The organism is Microbacterium sp. F1-18 (genome assembly GCF_052921305.1).
Map to the genome: position 1 here is coordinate 174,645 of NZ_JBREVD010000002.1, position 19,080 is coordinate 193,724.

Consider the following 19,080-nt stretch of genomic DNA (forward strand, 5'->3'; position numbering starts at 1 on the left):
AGCCCGGCATGAGCAAGACCTACCGTCCGGCGTCGGCGACCATCGCGGTCGTCGGCGCCGGTCTGCTCGGTGCCTTCCTCCTCGGGGACGCCTTCGTGCGGGGCGGCGTAGTGCAGGGGCTGCTGCTCGCGCCGTGGGTTCTTCTCGCGGTGTGGCTGATCTATACGCTGCTCTACGCTCCGTACGTGGCGACCGACGAGCGGGCGATCGCGATCGCGAACCCGCTCCGTGTGACACGGGTCCCGTGGCCGGCGGTGAGCGACATCCGGCTGCGCTGGCAGGTCACCGTAGACACCGTCGACGGGCGGTCCATCGCGGCCTTCGGCGGGCCGTCGCCGAGCAGACCGGCGCGCGTCGGACGCGGCGCCTGGTCGAGCGTGCGCGAAGAAGCAGCGAAGATGCCGACCGCGGTGAGAGAGATCGAAGAGATCCGCGCCGCGTGGGATGAGAACGCCTCGGAAGCACCCGCAGAGCCCATCACCCGCTCCTGGAACCGTGCCGTGCTGATCCCGCTCGCGGTGATCGTCGTGTGGGCGGCGATCGCGCTCGTTTTCGGCGGCTGATCACCGCTCGCGCGGCCGGAGTCGGGTCACCCTCCTGCGCGGATGCAGCGAGGGTGCACAAGTGCTCAGCCCCGCCGCTTCGCAATGAGCAAGGCGTACGCCGTCGGCGGCATGCGTAGGACACATTTTGCTAACGAACTCGTTTCGCGCAACACGTTGGAAACGAACGCACGCAAGGGTAGTTCTCATCTGAGCTCGGCGACCAGGTCACCGAGCGGGGAACGGAAAGGTCTTCCGTCGCCCGGATCATCAAGAGAACAGGAGTGGGAATGCGTTTTACGCGTATCTCCATGGCGGCCGCGAGCGCCGCAGCCCTGGCGCTCGTCGTCGCCGGCTGCGCGCCGGCGGACGGCGGCGACCAGGAGGCGAACTCGACGAGCCAGTCGATCGCCGTTTCGGTCGGTCCGAACGACTTCATCAGCTACAACGGCTTCACGCCGGAGACGTACTCGACGTACAACTCCGCGATCGTGGACCGGCTCCTCGCGGGCTTCAGCTACTTCGACGAGGTCGGGGCCATTCAGCCCAACGCCGACCTGGGCTCGTATGAGCTGATCTCCGAAGACCCGATGGTCGTCGAGTACACCATCGCCGATGACGCGAAGTGGTCGGATGGCACGCCCATCACGGTCGCCGACGCCGTTCTCGCGTGGGGCGTGCAGAACCCGAACCTCGCCGGCGCCGAGGGCCCCCTCTTCAACTCCGTTTCGCAGGACCTGGGCGACACCGTTCCCGCGGGCCCGCAGGGTGACGCCGACGCGAAGTCGTTCACCGTCGAGTTCGCCGCGCCCGACCCCGACTGGCAGATCCAGACCTGGCTGCTCAGCCCCGCGCACGTCGTCGCCGAGCAGGGCGGCCTGTCGACCGAGGAGCTCGTCGAGGCGATCCGCGGCGGCGACGCGGCTGCTCTCGCCGACGCGGCCGACTTCTGGAACACCGGATGGAACACCGCGCCCGGCACTCTGCCGGACGAGGCGCTCATCCCCAGCTCCGGTCCGTACGTGCTCTCGTCGTGGGAGGCCGGACAGTCGGTGACCCTCAAGCGCAATGAGAACTACTACGGCGAGCCCGCGGCCAATGACGAGCTCGTCATCCGCTTCGTCGAGCAGGACGCAATGGTCCAGGCGCTGCAGAACGGTGACCTCGACGTCATCGCCCCGCAGCCCTCGGTCGACACCGTCTCGCAGATCGAGGAGCTCGGCGACGCCGCTCAGCTGCTGACCGGCCAGACCCTGACGTGGGAGCACCTCGACTTCAACTTCAAGGGCAACGCGTCGCTCGCGAACAGCCTCGAGCTGCGCCAGGCGTTCGCGATGTGCGTTCCGCGCCAGCAGATCGTCGACAACCTCATCAAGCCCGTGAGCGCCGACGCCGAGGTCATGAACGCCCGCGAGGTGTTCCCGTTCCAGGAGAACTACGACGAGGTCGTCTCGGCTGCCTACGACGGCCGCTACGACGAGCCGAACCTCGAAGAGGCCAAGGCCCTCGTCGACGCCGCCGGTGCTGCCGGCACGGTCGTCCGTATCGGCTACTCGGCGCCCAACCCGCGTCGCGCTGACGAGGTCGCCCTCATCAAGTCGTCCTGCGACCAGGCCGGCTTCGACATCCAGGACGTCGGCAACGCCGACTTCTTCCAGCCCGGCGGAACCCAGGAGCGCGGCGACTACGACGTGGCACTGTTCGCCTGGGCCGGCTCCGGCCAGATCACCTCGGGCCAGAACATCTACGCCACCGACAAGCCGCAGAACTACGGCGGCTACTCGAGCCCGGTCGTCGACCAGGCGTGGCAGACGCTGGTGACGAGCCTCGACGAGTCGGTGCACCTCGAGCAGACGAAGATCATCGAGAAGCAGCTGTGGGACGACCTGTTCGGCATCCCGCTGTTCGCTCACCCCGGTGTCGACGCTGCGGCCGCCGACATCCAGAACGCTCAGCACTCCGTGGGCCAGACCGGCATCATGTGGAACGCCGAGAAGTGGTCGCGCGCAGAATAAACGTATTCTGTCTCTGACACGTCCAGAGTGTGGGCCGTCGCTGCGGTGACGGCCCACACTCCCGTGAGGGGCACATAGGTGCCCCGCGTACGACCAAGGGACCTCGACTTCCGTGCTGAAATTCATCATCCGCCGTCTGGCGGCCGCGGTGGGCATCATGCTCGCCGCATCCCTCCTGATGTACGTCCTCACGATCAACTCCGGCGACCCGCTCGCCGACCTCCGCGAGAGCAACGCGGACAACCGCGAGCAGTTGATCGCCCGGCGTATCGAATACATGAACCTCGACCAGCCCTGGTTCGCCCGGTATCTCACCTGGCTGCTCGGGGCGAGCAAATGCCTCATCGGGCAATGCGATCTCGGCCTCACCCGACAGGGCGTCGAAGTGTCGACACTCGTCGGGCAGGCGGCGGCCTCGACGCTGAGGCTCGTTCTCCTGGCCACCGTGCTGGCCCTCATCATCGGCATCGCGATCGGTATCGTGACGGCTATCCGGCAGTACTCGGGCCTCGACTACGCCGTGACCTTCGCCACCTTCCTCTTCTTCTCGCTGCCGGTGTTCTGGGCCGCGGTGCTCTTCAAGGAGTACCTCGCGATCGGGTACAACGACTGGATCCGCGATCCGCAGCTGTCACCCGTCCAGATCATCGTGATATCCGTCTTGATCGGCTTCGTGGTGCAGGTCTTCGGCGGTGGCTCGTTCAAGCGTCGCGCGGTCACCTTCGCCTTCACCACGGTCTTCATCGGCGTCGCGCTGTCGCTGATGCTCGCGACCAATGCGTTCCGTGAGCCGCGCCTGACCATCATCGGCGTGGCCGTCCTGACCGTCCTGCTCGCGCTGAGCGCGACGGTGGCGTCGGTCGGTCTGCACAACCGGCGGGTCCTGGTCGTGGGCCTGTCCAGCGCCGGGCTCGTGGTGGTGATGCATCTGGCACTGACGAACGTGTTCATCTACTACATGAACTGGGGCGTCCTCGCCGCCGGCGCACTTCTGGCCATCGTCGTGCCGTTCGTCATCGGACGCTTCTTCGGCGGGCGTTTCCGCGGCCCGGCGACCGTCGTCGCGTTCGTGACGATCTTCGGCGGAGCCCTGCTCACCGTCGTCGACTCGTTGTTCCGCGTCTGGCCGTCATTCCTGCAGCGCAAGCCGCGGCCCATCTCGACGATCGGCGCTCAGACGCCGAACTTCGACGGGACGTTCTGGCAGACGTTCCTCGACATCGGCACGCAGATGCTGCTGCCGACGCTGCTTCTGACGGTGATCTCGCTCGCCTCGTACAGCCGCTACACGCGGACGTCGATGCTCGAGGTCGGAAACCAGGACTTCATCCGCACGGCGCGGGCCAAGGGCGTGCCCGAGCGACTGGTGATCTTCCGCCACGCGTTCCGCAACGCTCTGATCCCGATCGCGACGATCGCCGCGTTCGACTTCGCGGGCCTCATCGGCGGCGCGGTCATCACCGAGCGCGTCTTCGGCTGGAAGGGCATGGGCGACCTCTTCTCCACCGGTCTCGCCCAGGTCGACCCGAACCCGGTCATGGCCTTCTTCCTCGTGACCGGCCTGGCCGCGATCGTCTTCAACATGCTGGCGGACATCTTCTATGCCGTCATCGACCCGAGGATCCGAGTATGACGAACCCGAACGACAACGTCCCGACCACGACGTCGGTGCTCTCGGTCGCCGAGGCGGAGGACGCAGCTCTCGCCAAGAGCACCGCGGCGCCTCGCTCGCAGGCCCGGATCGTGTGGGGGCGCTTCCTGCGCCACCGCGCGGCGACGATCTCCGCGGTCGTGCTGATCTTCCTGACCCTGCTGAGCTTCACCTCCGTCGGCTTCGCCGGCATCCCGGGGTGGTGGCCCTATGACTACCGCGCCGCGGGCGACGTCGTCAACGGCGGCCTCCCGACGTTGAGTCTCATCCCGGAATGGCTCGGGGGCGACGGCATCCACATCGGCGAGCACCCGTTCGGTCAGGAGAACACCGGTAAGGACTTCTTCGCCTTGACCATGATGGGCACGCAGCGCTCGATCCTGCTCGGGCTCGTTCTCGGCATCTCGTCGACGGTCATCGGCACCGTGATCGGGGCCGTCGCGGGGTACTACCGCGGCTGGGTCGACTCCGTGCTGATGCGCATCACCGACCTGTTCATCGTCATCCCGCTGCTCGCCCTCGCGGCCGTCGTCGGTCAGATCGCGGGCAACCTCGGCAAGAACCCGATCCTGCTCGCGTTCCTGCTCTCGTTGCTGACCTGGACCGGGCTCGCCCGTCTCGTGCGCGGTGAAGTGCTGTCGCTCCGCGAGCGCGACTTCGTCCTCGCAGCCCGCGCCTCGGGTGCCGGGGGAGCGCGCATCATCTTCCGTCACCTCATCCCGAACGTCATCGGGGTCATCGCCGTCAATGCCACGTTCGCGATCGCGGGAGCAATTCTTCTGGAGAGCTCGTTGTCGTTCCTCAACTTCGGCGTGCAGCCCCCGGAGACCTCTCTCGGTCTGTTGATCAGCCAGTACCAGGGCAGCTTCACGAGCCGTCCGTGGCTGTTCTGGTGGCCCGGAATGATGATCCTGGCGATCGCCCTGTCGATCAACTTCCTGGGTGACGGCATCCGTGACGCGTACGACCCGCGGCAGTCGCGCAGCGTGCGCCGCGAGATCAAGAGGAGGAACCGCGCATGAGCGTCACCGCCACGCGAACCGCACTGAAGTTCACCGACCTCTCGGTCACGTTCCTGACGGGCTCCGGAGACGTCGATGCTGTCAAAGGCATCTCGCTCGACGTAGCGCCGGGCGAAGTCGTCGCCGTCGTCGGCGAGTCGGGCTCGGGCAAGTCGGTCACCTCGCTCGCCGCGATGGGTCTCCTCGCCGAGAACGCGATCGTGCGCGGCTCGGTCACCGTCGGCGAGACCGAGGTGATCGGCATGCCGAACGAACAGATGCGCAAGCTCCGGGCGAGCGAGATCGCCATGGTGTTCCAAGAGCCCATGACGGCACTCAACCCGGTGCTGACGATCGAGCGTCAGCTGACCGAGATCTTCGAGCTGCACGACGTCGCCTACGGCGAAGACGCGCGCGATCGGTCCATCGAGCTGCTGCGGATCGTCGGCATCCCGGAGCCTGAGCGGCGGATCAAACAGTATCCGCATCAGTTCTCGGGCGGGCAGCGTCAGCGCATCGTCATCGCGATGGCGATCGCCCTGAACCCGAAGGTCATCATCGCCGACGAGCCGACGACCGCCCTCGACGTCACGGTGCAGGCCGAGATCCTCGACCTGCTGCGGCGACTCAAGGACGAGACCGACGCCGGCATCCTCCTCATCACGCACAACATGGGTGTCGTGGCCGACATCGCGGACCGCGTCGCGGTGATGTATCGGGGCGACCTCGTCGAGGTCGGCGCGGTCGAGGATGTCCTCACGCGGGCGCAGCATCCGTACACGAAGAAGCTTCTCGCGGCGGTCCCGCGCCTCGACCCCGAGCTGACCTCGAGGGCCGCGATGAGCGCGTCGCGCGACGTCGTGCTCGAGGCCAAGGGGCTCGTCCTCGAGTACGCCGGTCGGGGCAAGACCTTCCGTGCGGTCGAGGATGTGTCGTTCGACCTCGCCGCCGGCGAAGTCCTCGGGATCGTCGGCGAGTCGGGATCGGGCAAGTCGACGATCGCGCGCGCCGTGCTGGGCCTCATGCCCATCGCCGACGGCACTCTGCGCCTCGGCGGCCAGGACCTCGCCAAGCTCCGCGGGCGCAACGCGAAGAACGTGCGGCGCGAGATCGGGGTGGTGTTCCAGGACCCGGCGGCCTCGCTCGACCCGCGTTTCCCGATCGGCGACTGCATCATCGAGCCGATGGCGATTCATCGCGTCGGTACCAAGGCCGAGCGGCTCGACCGCGCGCGCGAGCTGCTCGACGCCGTCCGGCTGCCGCGCGATGTCCTCGAGCGTTACCCGCACGAGCTGTCGGGCGGTCAGCGGCAGCGCGTGTCGATCGCGAGAGCCCTCACGCTGCGCCCGAAGCTGTTCGTCGCCGACGAGCCGACCTCGGCTCTCGACGTCTCGGTGCAGGCCGCGGTGCTCGACATGCTGAAGGAGCTGCAGGAGACCTACTCGTTCGCCTGCATCCTCGTCAGCCATGACCTCGCAGTCGTCGACCAGCTCTCGGATCAGATCCTCGTGCTCAAGTCGGGCCGGACCGTCGAGCAGGGTCCGACCTCGCAGGTGCTGCTGCAGCCCCGCGAGTCGTACACGCGCGAGCTGCTCGCCGCATCTCCTGTGCCCGATCCGGTCGAACAGCGTCGGCGCAGAGAAGAGCGTCGCGCGGCTCTCGACGCCTCCTGAGGCCCGACCCCGGCCTCTCCGCAGGCGCCCCGCGAACTCGCAGGGCGCCTGCGTTAAACTGTCCCGTCGGCATCCCGGCGTTTTCCCTTCATCCTGAGGACCCCCTTCATGGCGCATGCCCTTCGTCCTGACCTCCGCAACGTCGCGATCGTCGCGCACGTCGACCACGGCAAGACGACGCTCGTCGATGCCATGCTCCGCCAGACCGGCTCGTTCGGAGAACACGCGCACGTCGAGGAACGTGCGATGGACTCCAACGATCTCGAGCGTGAGAAGGGCATCACGATCCTCGCCAAGAACACGGCGATCACCTACAACGGCGTGCACACCGACGTGCCGGTCACGATCAACGTGATCGACACCCCCGGCCACGCCGACTTCGGTGGCGAGGTCGAGCGCGGCCTGTCGATGGTCGACGGTGTGGTGCTGCTCGTCGACGCGTCGGAAGGTCCGCTCCCGCAGACCCGCTTCGTGCTGCGCAAGGCGCTCGAGGCCAAGCTCCCCGTCATCCTGCTGGTCAACAAGACCGACCGCCCCGACGCCCGCATCGCGGAGGTCGAGGAAGAAGCGCACGACCTGCTGCTCGGCCTCGCCGGCGACCTCGCGGACGACGTCCCCGATCTCGACATCGACGCGCTGCTCGACGTCCCGGTCGTCTACGCCTCGGGTCGCGCGGGCGCCGCGTCGCGCAACCGTCCCGGCAACGGCGAACTGCCTGACAACGACGACCTCGAGCCGCTCTTCGAGGCCATCCTCGAGCACGTTCCGGCTCCGTCCTACGACGACGAGGCGCCGCTGCAGGCGTGGGTCACCAACCTCGACTCGAGCCCGTTCCTCGGCCGCCTCGCCCTGCTGCGCGTCTTCAACGGCACGCTGAAGAAGGGGCAGACCGTCGCATGGGTGCGCGCGGACGGCACGACGAGCAACGCCCGCGTCACCGAGCTGCTGAAGACCCGCGCCCTCGAGCGCTTCCCGGCCGACGACGCCGGCCCCGGTGACATCGTCGCCATCGCGGGCTTCCCCGACATCACGATCGGCGAGACCATCGCCGATCCCGAAGACGTGCGGCCGCTCAAGGCGATCACGGTCGACGACCCGGCGATCTCGATGACGATCGGCACCAACACCTCGCCCCTCATGGGCAAGGTCAAGGGCCACAAGCTCACGGCGCGCATGGTCAAGGACCGGCTCGACCGCGAACTGATCGGCAACGTCTCGCTGAAGGTCGTCGACATCGGACGTCCCGACGCGTGGGAGGTTCAGGGCCGCGGCGAGCTCGCTCTGGCGATCCTCGTCGAGAACATGCGCCGCGAGGGCTTCGAGCTCACCGTCGGCAAGCCCCAGGTCGTCACCAAGCGCGGCGAGGACGGCAAGCTCAAGGAGCCGTTCGAGCACCTGACCATCGATGCCCCCGAAGAGCACCTCGGTGCGATCACGCAGCTCATGGCGGCGCGCAAGGGGCGGATGGACGGCATGAGCAACCACGGCACCGGCTGGGTGCGCATGGAGTTCGTCGTCCCCTCCCGCGGTCTGATCGGCTTCCGCAGCGAGTTCCTCACGATCACGCGCGGCACCGGCATCGCCAACGCCATCTCGCACGGCTACGACGACTGGGCCGGCTCGATCACGACCCGTCAGAACGGCTCGATCGTCGCCGACCGCTCGGGCGTCGTGACGCCCTTCGCGATGATCGCCCTCCAGGAGCGCATGAGCTTCTTCGTGCAGCCCACCGAAGAGGTCTACGAGGGCATGGTCATCGGCGAGAACTCCCGCGCCGACGACATGGACGTCAACATCACCAAGGAGAAGAAGCTCACGAACATGCGTTCGTCGACCTCCGACTCCTTCGAGTCGATGACCCCGCCGCGCGTGCTCACCCTCGAGGAGTCGCTCGAGTTCGCCCGCGACGACGAATGCGTCGAGGTCACACCCGAGAAGGTGCGCATCCGCAAGGTCGTCCTCGCGGCGACCGACCGCGCGCGGGCCACCGCGCGCCTCAAGCGTCAGGATGCCAACGCCTGATCACGGCTCAGCCGCATCGCCCGCGACCCCGGAGCGCCGACCACGGCCTCCGGGGTCGTGGCGTCGGTGCCCGGGCGGCGCTCAGCCCCGCAGAATGCGCGACATCTGCTTGCCGCGCGCGACCTCGTCGACCAACTTGTCGAGGTAGCGGATCTTCTGCATCAGCGGGTCGTCGATCTCTTCGACCCGGATGCCGCAGATGACGCCGGTGATCTTCGTGGCCTCCGGGTTCAGGTGCGCCGCGGCGAAGAAATCCTCGAACGTCGTCCCGGCGGTCAAATGGGCCTCGAGCTCTGATTGCGAGAAGCCCGTGAGCCAGCGCGTCACCTCATCGACGTCGGCGCGCGTCCGGCCTTTCCGCTCCGCCTTGGCCACGTAGTGGACGTAGACCGACGCGACACTCATCGTGAACACGCGACTCATTCCGTCAGGGTATCCGGCGTCGGCGGGACGGGTCGATAGCATCGGAGCGATGGAGCAGGATGCCGCGACGCGGCGCGCGTGGCGCGATGGGATCGGGGTGGCGGTCGCGACGAGCGCTTACGGCGTGTCGTTCGGTGCGCTGGGCGTCGCCGCGGGGCTCGACGTCTGGCAGACCTGCGTGCTCAGTCTCCTGATGTTCACGGGCGGGTCGCAGTTCGCGTTCGTCGGCGTCATCGCCACCGGCGGCTGGGCCGCCCTGCCCGCAGCCATCGCCTCCGCTGCACTTCTCGGCGTCCGCAACGTGGCCTACGGTCTGCGCATGGCGCCGGTGGTCGGCGGCAGTATCGCGCGGCGGCTGAGCGCGTTCCCCTTCACGATCGACGAGTCGACGGCCGTCGCGCTCGCCCAATCAGGCGCTCGCGCGCGGCGCATCGGCTTCTGGGTGACCGGGGTGGGCATCTATGTCGGGTGGAACCTCTTCACGCTCCTCGGGGCTCTGCTCGGCGACATCCTCGGCGATCCGCGTGCCTACGGTCTCGACGCGGCCGCCGCCGCGGCCTTCCTCGCACTGCTGTGGCCACGGCTGCGCCGGATGGAGGCGATCGTGGTCGGGATCGCCGCGGGTGTCGTCGCAGGTGTCGCCACGCCCCTCACGATGCCCGGCATCCCCGTGCTCATCGCCGGTGCCGTCGCGATCATGGTCGCCGCGGTGCTGCCGGGCAGACGTTCACCGGACACGGATTCCGAGAAGACGAAGGCGGGGGAGGCGCGATGACCCCCTGGACCGGCATCCTCGTCGCGTCGATCATCTGCGTGGCGTTGAAAGCCCTGGGCTACCTGCTTCCGCCGCGATGGTTCGACGGCGAACGCGCGCAGCGCATCATCGATCAGCTGACGATCGCCCTCCTGTCGGCTCTCGTCGTCGTGCAGACCCTCGGTGCCGGCACCGCGATCGTCGTGGACGCGCGGGTACCCGCCGTCGTGGCCGCCGCGATGCTTCTCGCTCTGCGAGCGCCGTTCCTCGCGGTGGTGGCGGTGGCCGCCCTCGTGGCGGCGGCGCTTCGAGCGTGGGGGTGGGCCGCCTAGACTGGCTCGGTGACTCAGACCTGGTCCCGCATGGCGGGATGGCTCGTCGCCGCTGTCGCGGGGGCCGTCTACGGTGTCGCCGGGACCATCACCCAGGCGTACGTCTGGGGCGTGCTTCCCATCGGGCTGATCGTCGCGACCGCCGGCATCACCGCTCTGGTCGCCGGCCTGCGGCTGCTCACGAGCGATCGCTGGGCGGCATTGGCCTGCGGTCTCGGTGCCCTCGTCGCCACCGTCGTCTTCTCCGGCCGCGGACCGGGCGGATCGGTCGTGGTGCCGGCTCCGCCGGAAGGCCAGCTGAGCACGGGCCTGATCTGGACGTTCGCGCTGCCGATCATGATCGCCGTCGTCGTCGGGTGGCCTTCGTTCGCGGGCGCGCGCAGGGCCGCCGCCTCCGATCGCACGAACTAGACTCGTCGTGTGACTTATGTGATCGCCCTCCCGTGCGTGGACGTGAAGGACCGCGCCTGCATCGACGAGTGCCCCGTGGACTGCATCTACGAGGGCGAGCGCTCGCTCTACATCCACCCGGACGAGTGTGTCGACTGCGGCGCATGCGAACCGGTGTGTCCCGTCGAGGCGATCTACTACGAAGACGACCTGCCCGCCGAGTGGCAGGACTACTACACCGCGAACGTCGAGTTCTTCGATGATCTCGGATCTCCGGGTGGCGCCGCGAAGGTCGGCGTCATCGCGAAGGACCACCCCCTCGTGGCCGCATTGCCGCCGCAGGGGGAGGGGCATTGAGCGTCCGCGACCTCGCCGACTACCCCTGGGATGCCGTCGCGCCGTACGCCGAACAGGCCCGACGCCACCCCGACGGCATCGTCGACCTCTCGATCGGCTCGCCCGTCGACCCGACGCCCGAGATCGTGGCGCAGGCTCTGCGCGCAGCCACCGACGCCCATGCCTACCCGCAGACCGTCGGGACGCCGGCGCTGCGCGAGGCGATCGTGCAGTGGTACGAGCGCCGCCGCGGCGTTGCCGGACTGGCCCCGGCCAACGTGCTCCCCACCATCGGGTCGAAGGAGCTCGTGGCACTGCTGCCGCTGCTGCTCGGCCTCGGCGCGGGGGATGTCGTCGTGCACCCGCGCGCCGCGTATCCGACGTACGAGGTGGGAGCGCGCCTCGTTGGTGCCACGCCCGTCGCCGCCGACGACCCCGCCGACTTCCCGGAGGGCACCCGGCTGGTGTGGGTGAACTCGCCCGGCAACCCCGACGGGCGCGTGCTCGATGTCGCGGAGCTGCGCGGGATCGTGGCTCGCGCGCGCGAGCTCGGTGCCGTCGTGGTCTCGGACGAGTGCTACGCCGAGCTCGGTTGGGACGGCCCGTGGGCGCACGACACCGTGCCCAGCATCCTCGATCCGCGCGTCTGCGACGGCGACCTCGGGGGAGTTCTTTCGGTCTACTCGCTCAGCAAGCAGTCGAATCTCGCGGGCTACCGCGCGGCGTTCCTCGCCGGCGATGCGACGATCGTCGCGAGCCTGCTGACCGCACGGAAACACCTGGGCCTCATGCTGCCCCTGCCCGTTCAGCATGCGATGGTCGCAGCCCTTCACGACGATGAGCACGTCGCTCATCAGAAGGAGCTGTACCGGCGCCGGCGAGACGTGCTGCGTCCGGCGCTGGAACGAGCGGGGTTCCGCATCGATCACAGTGAAGCCGGGCTCTACCTCTGGGCCACGCTCGGCGAGGACGCGTGGTCGACACTCGGGTGGCTCGCTGAGCGCGGCATCCTGGCCGGTCCCGGGCACTTCTACGGGACGCACTTTCCGCACCACGTGCGCTTCTCGCTCACCGCGTCGCAGGAGCGGATCGAATCCGCCGCTGCGCGCCTGGCGGTTTCGTAGGTTTTCTCCTACCGATCCGCTGATCCTTTGACGCCGTACGGAGTAGGCCCGTGCGCCCGATAGGCTGTAATGACCGCACCGGACGATCGCAAGGAGGCTTCGTGAACGACACGGGCACCCCGCAGAAGGCCACCGTCACCATCGGTGACCGCACCGCCGAATTGCCGGTGCTGCACGGAACCGACGGAGTTCCGAGCGTCGACTTCTCGACGTTCACAAAGCAGACGGGCCACACGAGCCTCGACTACGGTTTCGTCAACACCGCCGCGACACGCTCGGCGATCACCTACATCGACGGCGATCAGGGCATCCTGCGCTACCGCGGCTACCCGATCGAGCAGATCGCCAAGCACTCGACCTACCTCGAGGTGGCGTGGCTGCTGCTGTACGGCGACCTTCCGACGGCCGACGAGCTCGCCGACTTCGACGACCGCATCCGTCGCCACACGCTGCTGCACGAAGACCTGAAGCGCTTCTTCTCGTCGCTCCCGCACACGGCGCACCCGATGTCGGTGCTCTCCGCCGCTACGGCGGCACTGTCGACGTACTACGAGGACCAGTCCGACCCGAACAACCCGGAGCACGTCGAGCTCAACACGGTTCGGCTCCTGGCGAAGCTGCCGGTCATCGCCGCATACGCCCACAAGAAGAGCGTCGGCCAGGCCTTCCTGTATCCCGACAACTCGCTGAGCTTCGTCGACAACTTCCTGCGCCTGAACTTCGGTGTGATGGCCGAGGACTACGAGGTCAACCCCGTCGTCTCGCGGGCGCTCGAGCGTCTGCTCATCCTGCATGAGGACCACGAGCAGAACGCGTCGACCTCGACGGTGCGCTTGGTCGGTTCGACCGGCGCGAACCAGTTCTCGTCGATCTCCGCGGGGATCAATGCCCTCTACGGCCCGCTGCACGGCGGCGCGAACGAGGCCGTGCTCGACATGCTCGCCCGCATCCGTGATTCGGGCGAGAGCGTCGAGCGGTTCGTAGCCCGCGTGAAGAACAAGGAAGACGGGGTCAAGCTCATGGGCTTCGGTCACCGCGTCTACAAGAACTACGACCCGCGCGCGAAGCTCGTCAAGGAGTCGGCCGACGAGGTGCTCAACGAGCTCGGCGTCGTCGATCCGCTGCTCGACCTCGCGAAGGAGCTCGAGGAGATCGCCCTGAGCGACGACTACTTCCGCGAGCGCCGTCTGTACCCGAACGTCGACTTCTACACGGGCGTCATCTACAAGGCGATGGGTTTCCCGACCCGCATGTTCACCCCGCTGTTCGCGATCGGCCGTCTGCCCGGCTGGCTCGCTCACTGGCGAGAGATGCAGAACGACCCGCAGACCAAGATCGGGCGTCCGCAGCAGCTGTACGTCGGCTCGGCGGAACGGGACTACCCCACCTCCTGATCGGTCGGCCGACCTCGGCTGATCGGCTCGCCGGTCTCGCGCCCCGCTTCGAGCACCCCGGCGCACCTGAGAGCTCATCTGCCTCGCCGACTCGCAGACAGGCGCCTCACTCCCCGCGGAGCTCTGGGCCGACGGGCCGCGTACCGTTGGGGTTCTGCGTTCCGCGCCCGCTGTCGCGCCCTGTCGGGTTTGAGGCGCGGGGCCCGTGGTCTCGTGCCCGCGGGGGTCTTGTCTCCGCGTCCGCGTGCCGTTGACAGGCTTGATGCCGTCGCTGAGCGCGCCGGACGGCCTTATCGTCACTTCAGCCTGCCGGCGGGATTCAGCCTGCCGGCGGGACCCAGCCTGTTGGTGGGGCTTCCGGCCACCGCCGCATCGCCGGAACAGCACGCCTCGGGCCCGGCGGGACGCCTGCCCCCCGCGCCGGCTCCTGATCGTCCGGCGCCGGCCACTGATATCCGGGCCGCGCTCGGCAGGACCGGTCGCGCCCCTCCGGTGCTGCCGCGCGGCTCGATCCCCTCCTGTCCCGTCCCGCCCGTGGACAGGTTGATCGTCCGGATGCCAGCCCCGCAGCGACGGCCAGCGAGCGTCATCCTGTCGGCGGCACGGACTATCGCGCCCGTCGGCCGAACGGTCACCCGAGTGTGCCTCAGCACCGAGGCTGCTGAGGTGCGATGCCGCACGTCGGCCGTCTGTGACGATGCCGTCCCGTCGACAGGCTGGCCAGCCGCAATCGCGCTCGGCGGGGGCGAGGGACGCGGGTGAGCCTGCCGACGGCACGGCTCCTCCCTCTCGAGGGCCGCGCGCCTATCGTGTCAGTGCTCGAGCAGGGTCGCCGCGTAATCGGGGACGTAGCCGTCGAGCTGTTGCGGGGGCCGCTCGTAACCGCCGGACGGCGGACGCGGCGGGATCTCGATCTCGGGCCTCTCGACGACCTCGTAGGGAATCTGCGCGAGAAGGTGGTGGATCATGTTGATCCGTCCGCGCCGTTTGTCTTCGTTGTCGACCTCGTGCCACCGCGCCTCGGGGATGTCGGTGTGGACGAACATCGTGTCCTTCGCGCGCGAGTAGTCCTCCCACTTCGTGATCGACAGCACGTCGTTGGGGGAGAGCTTCCAGCGCCGCATCGGATCCTCGTTGCGCGAGCGGAACCGCTTCTCCTGCTCGACGTCCGACACGCTGAACCAGTACTTCAGCAGCAGGATGCCGTCTTCGACGAGCATCCGCTCGAAGATCGGCGCCTGGTGCAGGAACCGGTGATACTCCTCGTTCGTGCAGTAGCCCATGACGCGCTCGACCCCGGCGCGGTTGTACCACGACCGGTCCATGAGGACGATCTCGCCCGCGGCGGGCAGATGCGCGACGTAGCGCTGGAAGTACCACTGCGTCCGTTCGCGCTCGGTGGGCGCGGGGAGGGCGACGATGCGCGCGACCCGAGGGTTGAGGTATTCGGTGACACGTTTGATCGTCGAGCCCTTGCCCGCGGCATCGCGTCCCTCGAAGATCACGACGATGCGCGCGCCGGTGGCCTGTACCCAGGCCTGCATGTCGACGAGCTGCGCCTGGAGTCGTCGAAGCTCGGTTTCGTAGACCTTCTTGGGCAATCGATCCGACATCGGGCTACCTCCTGACGCGAGCATACGCCCCCCTCGCGCGCGCCTCCGGCCCGGTCTAGGGTGGGCCGCGACGGACGAGCAGGGGAGCGACGTATGTGGTTGCAGACGACGGATCCGCTCGGCTCACTCGCCCTGTCGGCACTGGTCGCCGCGATCCCGATCGTCGTGTTCCTCGTCGCGCTCGTGGGTCTCCGCCTCAGCGGCATCCTCGCCGGTGTCATCGCCCTGGTCGCGCAGCTGCTCGTCGCCGTACTCGGATTCGGGATGCCGCTCACCGCGGTCGGAGGCGCGGGCCTGCTCGGTCTGCTCACCGCGATCTGGCCGATCGCGTACATCATCGTCATGGCGGTCTGGCTCTACAAGCTCGCCGTCGCCAGCGGGCGATTCGACGTCATCCGATCCTCGATCGGCGGGATCTCGACGGACCAGCGCATCCAGGTGCTGCTCATCAGCTTCTCGTTCGGCGCCTTCCTCGAAGGCGCGGCCGGCTTCGGCGTGCCGATCGCTATCTGCGCCGCTCTCCTGGTGCAGCTCGGGTTCCGCCCGCTGCGTGCGGCGATGATCTCGCTGGTCGCGAACGCGGCCGCCGGTGCGTACGGCGCCATCGGCATCCCCGTCATCGTCGGCGCCCAGGTCAGCGGTCTCGAGGTGCAGGAGCTCTCCCGCGCGATGGTGCTCATCCTCCAGCCGCTCACGCTGCTCATCCCATTCCTGCTCGTGATCATCCTCGACGGCCTTCGCGGGTTGCGAGAGACCTGGCCCGCTACCGTGCTGGTGACGATCGTCTTCTGCGGCGTGCAGGCGGGCGTGCTCTGGTTCCTCGGGCCCGAGCTGGCGGACCTCGGCGCGGGACTCGCGGCGATGGTCGCTCTCTTCCTCCTCGGACGGGTGTGGCAACCTCGTCGCGTCCATCGCGAAGCCGACGCGCCCGAGCCCGAGCCCCACCACGCGGGCCTGCGCGAGGTGGTGACGGCGTGGAGTCCGTTCTACATCCTGACCGCCGTCATCCTGGTGTGGAGCCTGCCGGTGTTCAAGAACCTCTTCGCCGCGGGCGGCCCCTTGTCGGCCCTCGTCGTGTCGGTTCCGATGCCCGGGCTCACCGGCAGCGTGCAGACGCCTGCCGGCGATGTCGTCACAGCGGCATGGAGTTTCACGCCGCTCAACGCGACCGGGACAGCCATTCTGCTGGCGGTGATCGTGTCGTTCCTCACGACGCCCCGTCTGCGCGCGAGCGACCTCGTCTGGACGCTGGCAGAGACGGTGCGGGGACTGTGGCGCGCACTGCTGCTCATCGCGATCATCCTCGCCCTCGCGAACATCGCCAACTACTCCGGAGGCTCGGCCTCGATGGGGACGGCGCTGGCCGCGGTCGGGCCCCTCTTCCCGCTGCTCGCACCCATCATCGGCTGGATCGGGGTGTTCCTGACGGGTTCGGTCGTCAACAACAACACCCTGTTCGCACCGCTCCAGGTGGCCACGGCCGAGCAGATCGCGGTCGACCCGGCGCTGCTGGTCGCGGCGAACACCGCGGGCGGTACCGCGGCGAAGGTCATCTCACCGCAGTCGATCGCGATCGCCGCCGGCGCCGTCGGTCTTGCCGGGCGCGAATCCGAGATCCTCCGGGCGTCGCTCTGGTACAGCCTCGGAATGCTCGCCGTCGTCTGCCTGTGGGGCGGGCTGCTGTCCGTGCTGCTGGTCTGAGCCGCGGCGCGTGCCGGGCAGTCGGGCGATCAGGCGTGCAGGGCCTCGTTGAGGGTGACGCCGACACCGGCTCGGCGCACGGCTTCGATGGCGCCCGTGAGCGAGTTGCGGCGGAAGAGGATGCCGTCTCGGCCGGAGAGGTCGGCACCCTTGACACTCGGGCGCTCACCCGACGCCGTGACCGGCTCGTCGGCGAGCACGATCTTCGAACCCGCGGTGACGTAGAGCCCGGCCTCGACGACGCAGTCGTCGCCGAGCGAGATCCCGATGCCCGCGTTCGCGCCGAGAAGTGTGCGGCGTCCGATCGACACGCGGTGGCTGCCGCCCCCGGAGAGCGTGCCCATGATCGACGCGCCGCCGCCGATGTCGCTGCCGTCGCCGACGACCACGCCCTGCGAGATGCGCCCTTCGACCATCGAGGCGCCGAGGGTGCCGGCGTTGAAGTTGACGAACCCCTCGTGCATCACGGTGGTTCCCGGAGCCAGGTGGGCGCCGAGGCGCACGCGAGATGCATCGGCGATACGCACCCCGGGAGGGGTGACGTAGTCGAGCAGACGCGGGAACTTGTCGAGGCTGTGCACCTGGATGCCGTCGCGCTGCAGCAGCGGACGGCGGCGCGTCGCCTCGTCGGGGTGCATCGGTCCGGCGGTGGTCCACGCGACGATGGGCAGGTGCCCGAAGATGCCGTCGAGGTTGACCGTGTTCGGCGCGGCGAGGCGGTGCGAGATGACGTGTAGACGCAGGTAGGCGTCGGGGGTCGAGGCGGGCGCCGCATCGAGGTCGACGGAGACGGTGACAGCCTCGACCGTCACGCCGCGGCGCTCGTCGTCTGCGGCCAGCGGGGCCCAGGTGACCATGGCGGCTGCGGATTCGGCGGCCGCGGGCGTGCCGAGCGCGGGTTCCGGGAACCAGGTGTCGAGTGTCGTGCCGTCGCTGCTCGAGGTCGCGAGTCCTACGCCCCATGCCCACCGTTCGCTCATGCCCCCAGATTATCGGTGCGGCGGTCGCCGATAGAATCGGCGGCATGCCTGAGCTCGATCTGACCGTCTCCAGCGCCGATCTGACCCGGGCCGTCTGCGACATCCCGAGCGTGTCGGATGACGAGACCACCCTCGCCGACGCGATCTTCGCAGCGGTGTCGCCCTTGGAGCACCTCGAGGTCTTCCGCGACGGCGACACGATCGTGGCTCGGACGCAGCTCGGCCGCGCGCAGCGCGTCGTCATCGCGGGCCACATCGACACGGTGCCGATCAACGACAACCTCCCCGTGCGCGAGATCGTCGACGAGGGGGAGCCGTTCCTGTGGGGGAGAGGGACCGTCGACATGAAGGCAGGCGTCGCGGTGCAGCTGAAGCTCGCCGCCGAACTCGTCGAGCCGCGCGTCGACATCACGTGGATGTGGTACGACCACGAGGAGGTCGCGGCTGAGCTGAACGGCCTGACACGCCTGGCGGCGAACCGGCCCGACGTGTTCGCCGGCGACTTCGCCATCCTCGGAGAGCCCTCCAACGGCCAGGTCGAGGGGGGATGCAACGGCAACCTGCGGGCCGTCGTACGGACGCGCGGCGTGCGTTCCCACAGTGCCCGGGCGTGGATCGGCGACAATGCGATCCACCACGCGGCACCCATCCTGCAACGTCTGGCCGACCACACCCCGGAGGACGTCGAGGTCGAAGGTCTCGTCTACCGCGAGGGGTTGAACGCCGTGCGGATCTCGGGCGGCATCGCCGGCAACGTCATCCCCGACCTGTGCGAGGTCGAGGTCAATTACCGTTTCGCGCCGAGCCGCACCCCTGACCAGGCGGTGGAGATCATCCGCGACTTCTTCGCCGGATTCGACGTCGAGGTGGTCGACCTCGCGGGAGGGGCACGGCCCGGGCTCGACGCGCCCCTCGCGCAAGAGTTCGTCGCGGCCGTGGGTGCGGAGCCCCGTCCCAAGTACGGCTGGACCGATGTCGCGCGCTTCTCGGCGCTCGGGGTGCCGGCGGTCAACTACGGCCCCGGCGATCCCTCGCTCGCGCACCACGACCAGGAGCGGGTGCCGCTCGCGCAGATCGATGCCGTCGAGCGCGGCCTGCGCACCTGGCTCACCCGGCGGTGACGCCTCGA

The 19,080-nt window shown here is 68.6% G+C and carries 17 protein-coding genes; 14 read left to right on the forward strand and 3 right to left on the reverse strand.

The annotated features are described in order from the left end of the window. The first annotated feature begins 8 nt into the window (after positions 1–8). The 6 genes from ACU6RU_RS05010 to typA all read left to right on the forward strand — a co-directional run bounded on the left by ACU6RU_RS05010 (position 9) and on the right by typA (position 8,904). Positions 9–563: a PH domain-containing protein gene (locus ACU6RU_RS05010; RefSeq protein ID WP_446726054.1), complete on the forward strand. Its 555-nt coding sequence runs from the start codon at positions 9–11 to the stop codon at positions 561–563. Between the two features lie 269 nt (positions 564–832). Beyond that, positions 833–2,557: an ABC transporter substrate-binding protein gene (locus ACU6RU_RS05015; protein WP_120262494.1), complete on the forward strand. Its 1,725-nt coding sequence runs from the start codon at positions 833–835 to the stop codon at positions 2,555–2,557. Positions 2,558–2,669: 112 nt separating this feature from the next. Then, positions 2,670–4,190, forward strand: coding sequence for an ABC transporter permease (locus ACU6RU_RS05020; RefSeq protein ID WP_120262495.1), 1,521 nt, complete (start codon positions 2,670–2,672; stop codon positions 4,188–4,190). Beyond that, entirely contained in the window at positions 4,187–5,230 is a 1,044-nt protein-coding gene (locus ACU6RU_RS05025; RefSeq protein WP_120262496.1) for an ABC transporter permease, read from the forward strand. Before ACU6RU_RS05020 ends, ACU6RU_RS05025 begins: the two co-directional genes overlap by 4 nt. Then, positions 5,227–6,882, forward strand: coding sequence for an ABC transporter ATP-binding protein (locus tag ACU6RU_RS05030; protein ID WP_289329634.1), 1,656 nt, complete (start codon positions 5,227–5,229; stop codon positions 6,880–6,882). Before ACU6RU_RS05025 ends, ACU6RU_RS05030 begins: the two co-directional genes overlap by 4 nt. A gap of 108 nt (positions 6,883–6,990) precedes the next feature. After that, the gene (gene typA / locus ACU6RU_RS05035) at positions 6,991–8,904 is read left to right on the forward strand and encodes a translational GTPase TypA (protein WP_446726055.1); all 1,914 of its coding nucleotides are present in this window, start codon (positions 6,991–6,993) and stop codon (positions 8,902–8,904) included. Between the two features lie 81 nt (positions 8,905–8,985). On the opposite strand, the gene ACU6RU_RS05040 is transcribed toward typA, so the two are convergent. After that, positions 8,986–9,327: a DUF2200 domain-containing protein gene (locus ACU6RU_RS05040; protein WP_120262499.1), complete on the reverse strand. Its 342-nt coding sequence runs from the start codon at positions 9,325–9,327 to the stop codon at positions 8,986–8,988. 49 nt (positions 9,328–9,376) lie between these two features. Between ACU6RU_RS05040 and ACU6RU_RS05045 the strand changes: the two genes are divergently transcribed. The 6 genes from ACU6RU_RS05045 (at position 9,377) to ACU6RU_RS05070 (ending at position 13,657) form a co-directional block, all read left to right on the forward strand. After that, positions 9,377–10,102, forward strand: coding sequence for an AzlC family ABC transporter permease (locus ACU6RU_RS05045; protein ID WP_446726056.1), 726 nt, complete (start codon positions 9,377–9,379; stop codon positions 10,100–10,102). Next, complete coding sequence (locus ACU6RU_RS05050) at positions 10,099–10,413, forward strand: AzlD domain-containing protein (RefSeq protein ID WP_120262501.1); 315 nt, start codon at positions 10,099–10,101, stop codon at positions 10,411–10,413. Before ACU6RU_RS05045 ends, ACU6RU_RS05050 begins: the two co-directional genes overlap by 4 nt. A 9-nt stretch (positions 10,414–10,422) precedes the next feature. Continuing rightward, positions 10,423–10,824, forward strand: coding sequence for a histidinol dehydrogenase (locus tag ACU6RU_RS05055; RefSeq protein ID WP_120262502.1), 402 nt, complete (start codon positions 10,423–10,425; stop codon positions 10,822–10,824). Positions 10,825–10,833: 9 nt separating this feature from the next. Then, on the forward strand, positions 10,834–11,160 hold the full coding sequence (gene fdxA, locus ACU6RU_RS05060; RefSeq protein ID WP_094261453.1) for a ferredoxin: 327 nt from the start codon (positions 10,834–10,836) through the stop codon (positions 11,158–11,160). Next, a complete protein-coding gene (dapC, locus tag ACU6RU_RS05065; RefSeq protein WP_446726057.1) occupies positions 11,157–12,263 on the forward strand; it encodes a succinyldiaminopimelate transaminase in 1,107 nt (368 codons plus the stop codon). Before fdxA ends, dapC begins: the two co-directional genes overlap by 4 nt. Before the next feature lie 101 nt (positions 12,264–12,364). After that, positions 12,365–13,657 carry a citrate synthase gene (locus ACU6RU_RS05070; protein ID WP_289329630.1) on the forward strand — a complete coding sequence of 431 codons (1,293 nt, stop codon included), beginning with the start codon at positions 12,365–12,367 and terminating at the stop codon, positions 13,655–13,657. 812 nt (positions 13,658–14,469) lie between these two features. Here ACU6RU_RS05070 and ppk2 read toward each other — a convergent pair. Then, a complete protein-coding gene (ppk2, locus tag ACU6RU_RS05075) occupies positions 14,470–15,270 on the reverse strand; it encodes a polyphosphate kinase 2 (protein WP_259455161.1) in 801 nt (266 codons plus the stop codon). Between the two features lie 93 nt (positions 15,271–15,363). Between ppk2 and ACU6RU_RS05080 the strand changes: the two genes are divergently transcribed. Next, positions 15,364–16,971 (forward strand): L-lactate permease, encoded by a 1,608-nt coding sequence (locus tag ACU6RU_RS05080; protein ID WP_446726058.1) that lies wholly within the window; start codon positions 15,364–15,366, stop codon positions 16,969–16,971. 29 nt (positions 16,972–17,000) lie between these two features. On the opposite strand, the gene dapD is transcribed toward ACU6RU_RS05080, so the two are convergent. Further along, a complete protein-coding gene (dapD, locus tag ACU6RU_RS05085) occupies positions 17,001–17,951 on the reverse strand; it encodes a 2,3,4,5-tetrahydropyridine-2,6-dicarboxylate N-succinyltransferase (RefSeq protein WP_446726059.1) in 951 nt (316 codons plus the stop codon). Between the two features lie 44 nt (positions 17,952–17,995). Between dapD and dapE the strand changes: the two genes are divergently transcribed. After that, positions 17,996–19,072: a succinyl-diaminopimelate desuccinylase gene (gene dapE, locus ACU6RU_RS05090; protein WP_289329627.1), complete on the forward strand. Its 1,077-nt coding sequence runs from the start codon at positions 17,996–17,998 to the stop codon at positions 19,070–19,072. The last annotated feature ends 8 nt before the right edge of the window (positions 19,073–19,080 follow it).

Bases quoted from the DNA above. Each gene is read 5' to 3' on its own strand.
- dapD (WP_446726059.1), bottom strand. From the start codon at position 17,951: ATGAGCGAACGGTGGGCATGGGGCGTAGGACTCGCGACCTCGAGCAGC.
- ACU6RU_RS05015 (WP_120262494.1), top strand. From the start codon at position 833: ATGCGTTTTACGCGTATCTCCATGGCGGCCGCGAGCGCCGCAGCCCTG.
- ppk2 (WP_259455161.1), bottom strand. From the start codon at position 15,270: ATGTCGGATCGATTGCCCAAGAAGGTCTACGAAACCGAGCTTCGACGA.
- ACU6RU_RS05030 (WP_289329634.1), top strand. From the start codon at position 5,227: ATGAGCGTCACCGCCACGCGAACCGCACTGAAGTTCACCGACCTCTCG.
- ACU6RU_RS05025 (WP_120262496.1), top strand. From the start codon at position 4,187: ATGACGAACCCGAACGACAACGTCCCGACCACGACGTCGGTGCTCTCG.
- ACU6RU_RS05040 (WP_120262499.1), bottom strand. From the start codon at position 9,327: ATGAGTCGCGTGTTCACGATGAGTGTCGCGTCGGTCTACGTCCACTAC.
- typA (WP_446726055.1), top strand. From the start codon at position 6,991: ATGGCGCATGCCCTTCGTCCTGACCTCCGCAACGTCGCGATCGTCGCG.
- ACU6RU_RS05045 (WP_446726056.1), top strand. From the start codon at position 9,377: ATGGAGCAGGATGCCGCGACGCGGCGCGCGTGGCGCGATGGGATCGGG.
- ACU6RU_RS05080 (WP_446726058.1), top strand. From the start codon at position 15,364: ATGTGGTTGCAGACGACGGATCCGCTCGGCTCACTCGCCCTGTCGGCA.
- ACU6RU_RS05050 (WP_120262501.1), top strand. From the start codon at position 10,099: ATGACCCCCTGGACCGGCATCCTCGTCGCGTCGATCATCTGCGTGGCG.
- dapE (WP_289329627.1), top strand. From the start codon at position 17,996: ATGCCTGAGCTCGATCTGACCGTCTCCAGCGCCGATCTGACCCGGGCC.
- ACU6RU_RS05010 (WP_446726054.1), top strand. From the start codon at position 9: ATGAGCAAGACCTACCGTCCGGCGTCGGCGACCATCGCGGTCGTCGGC.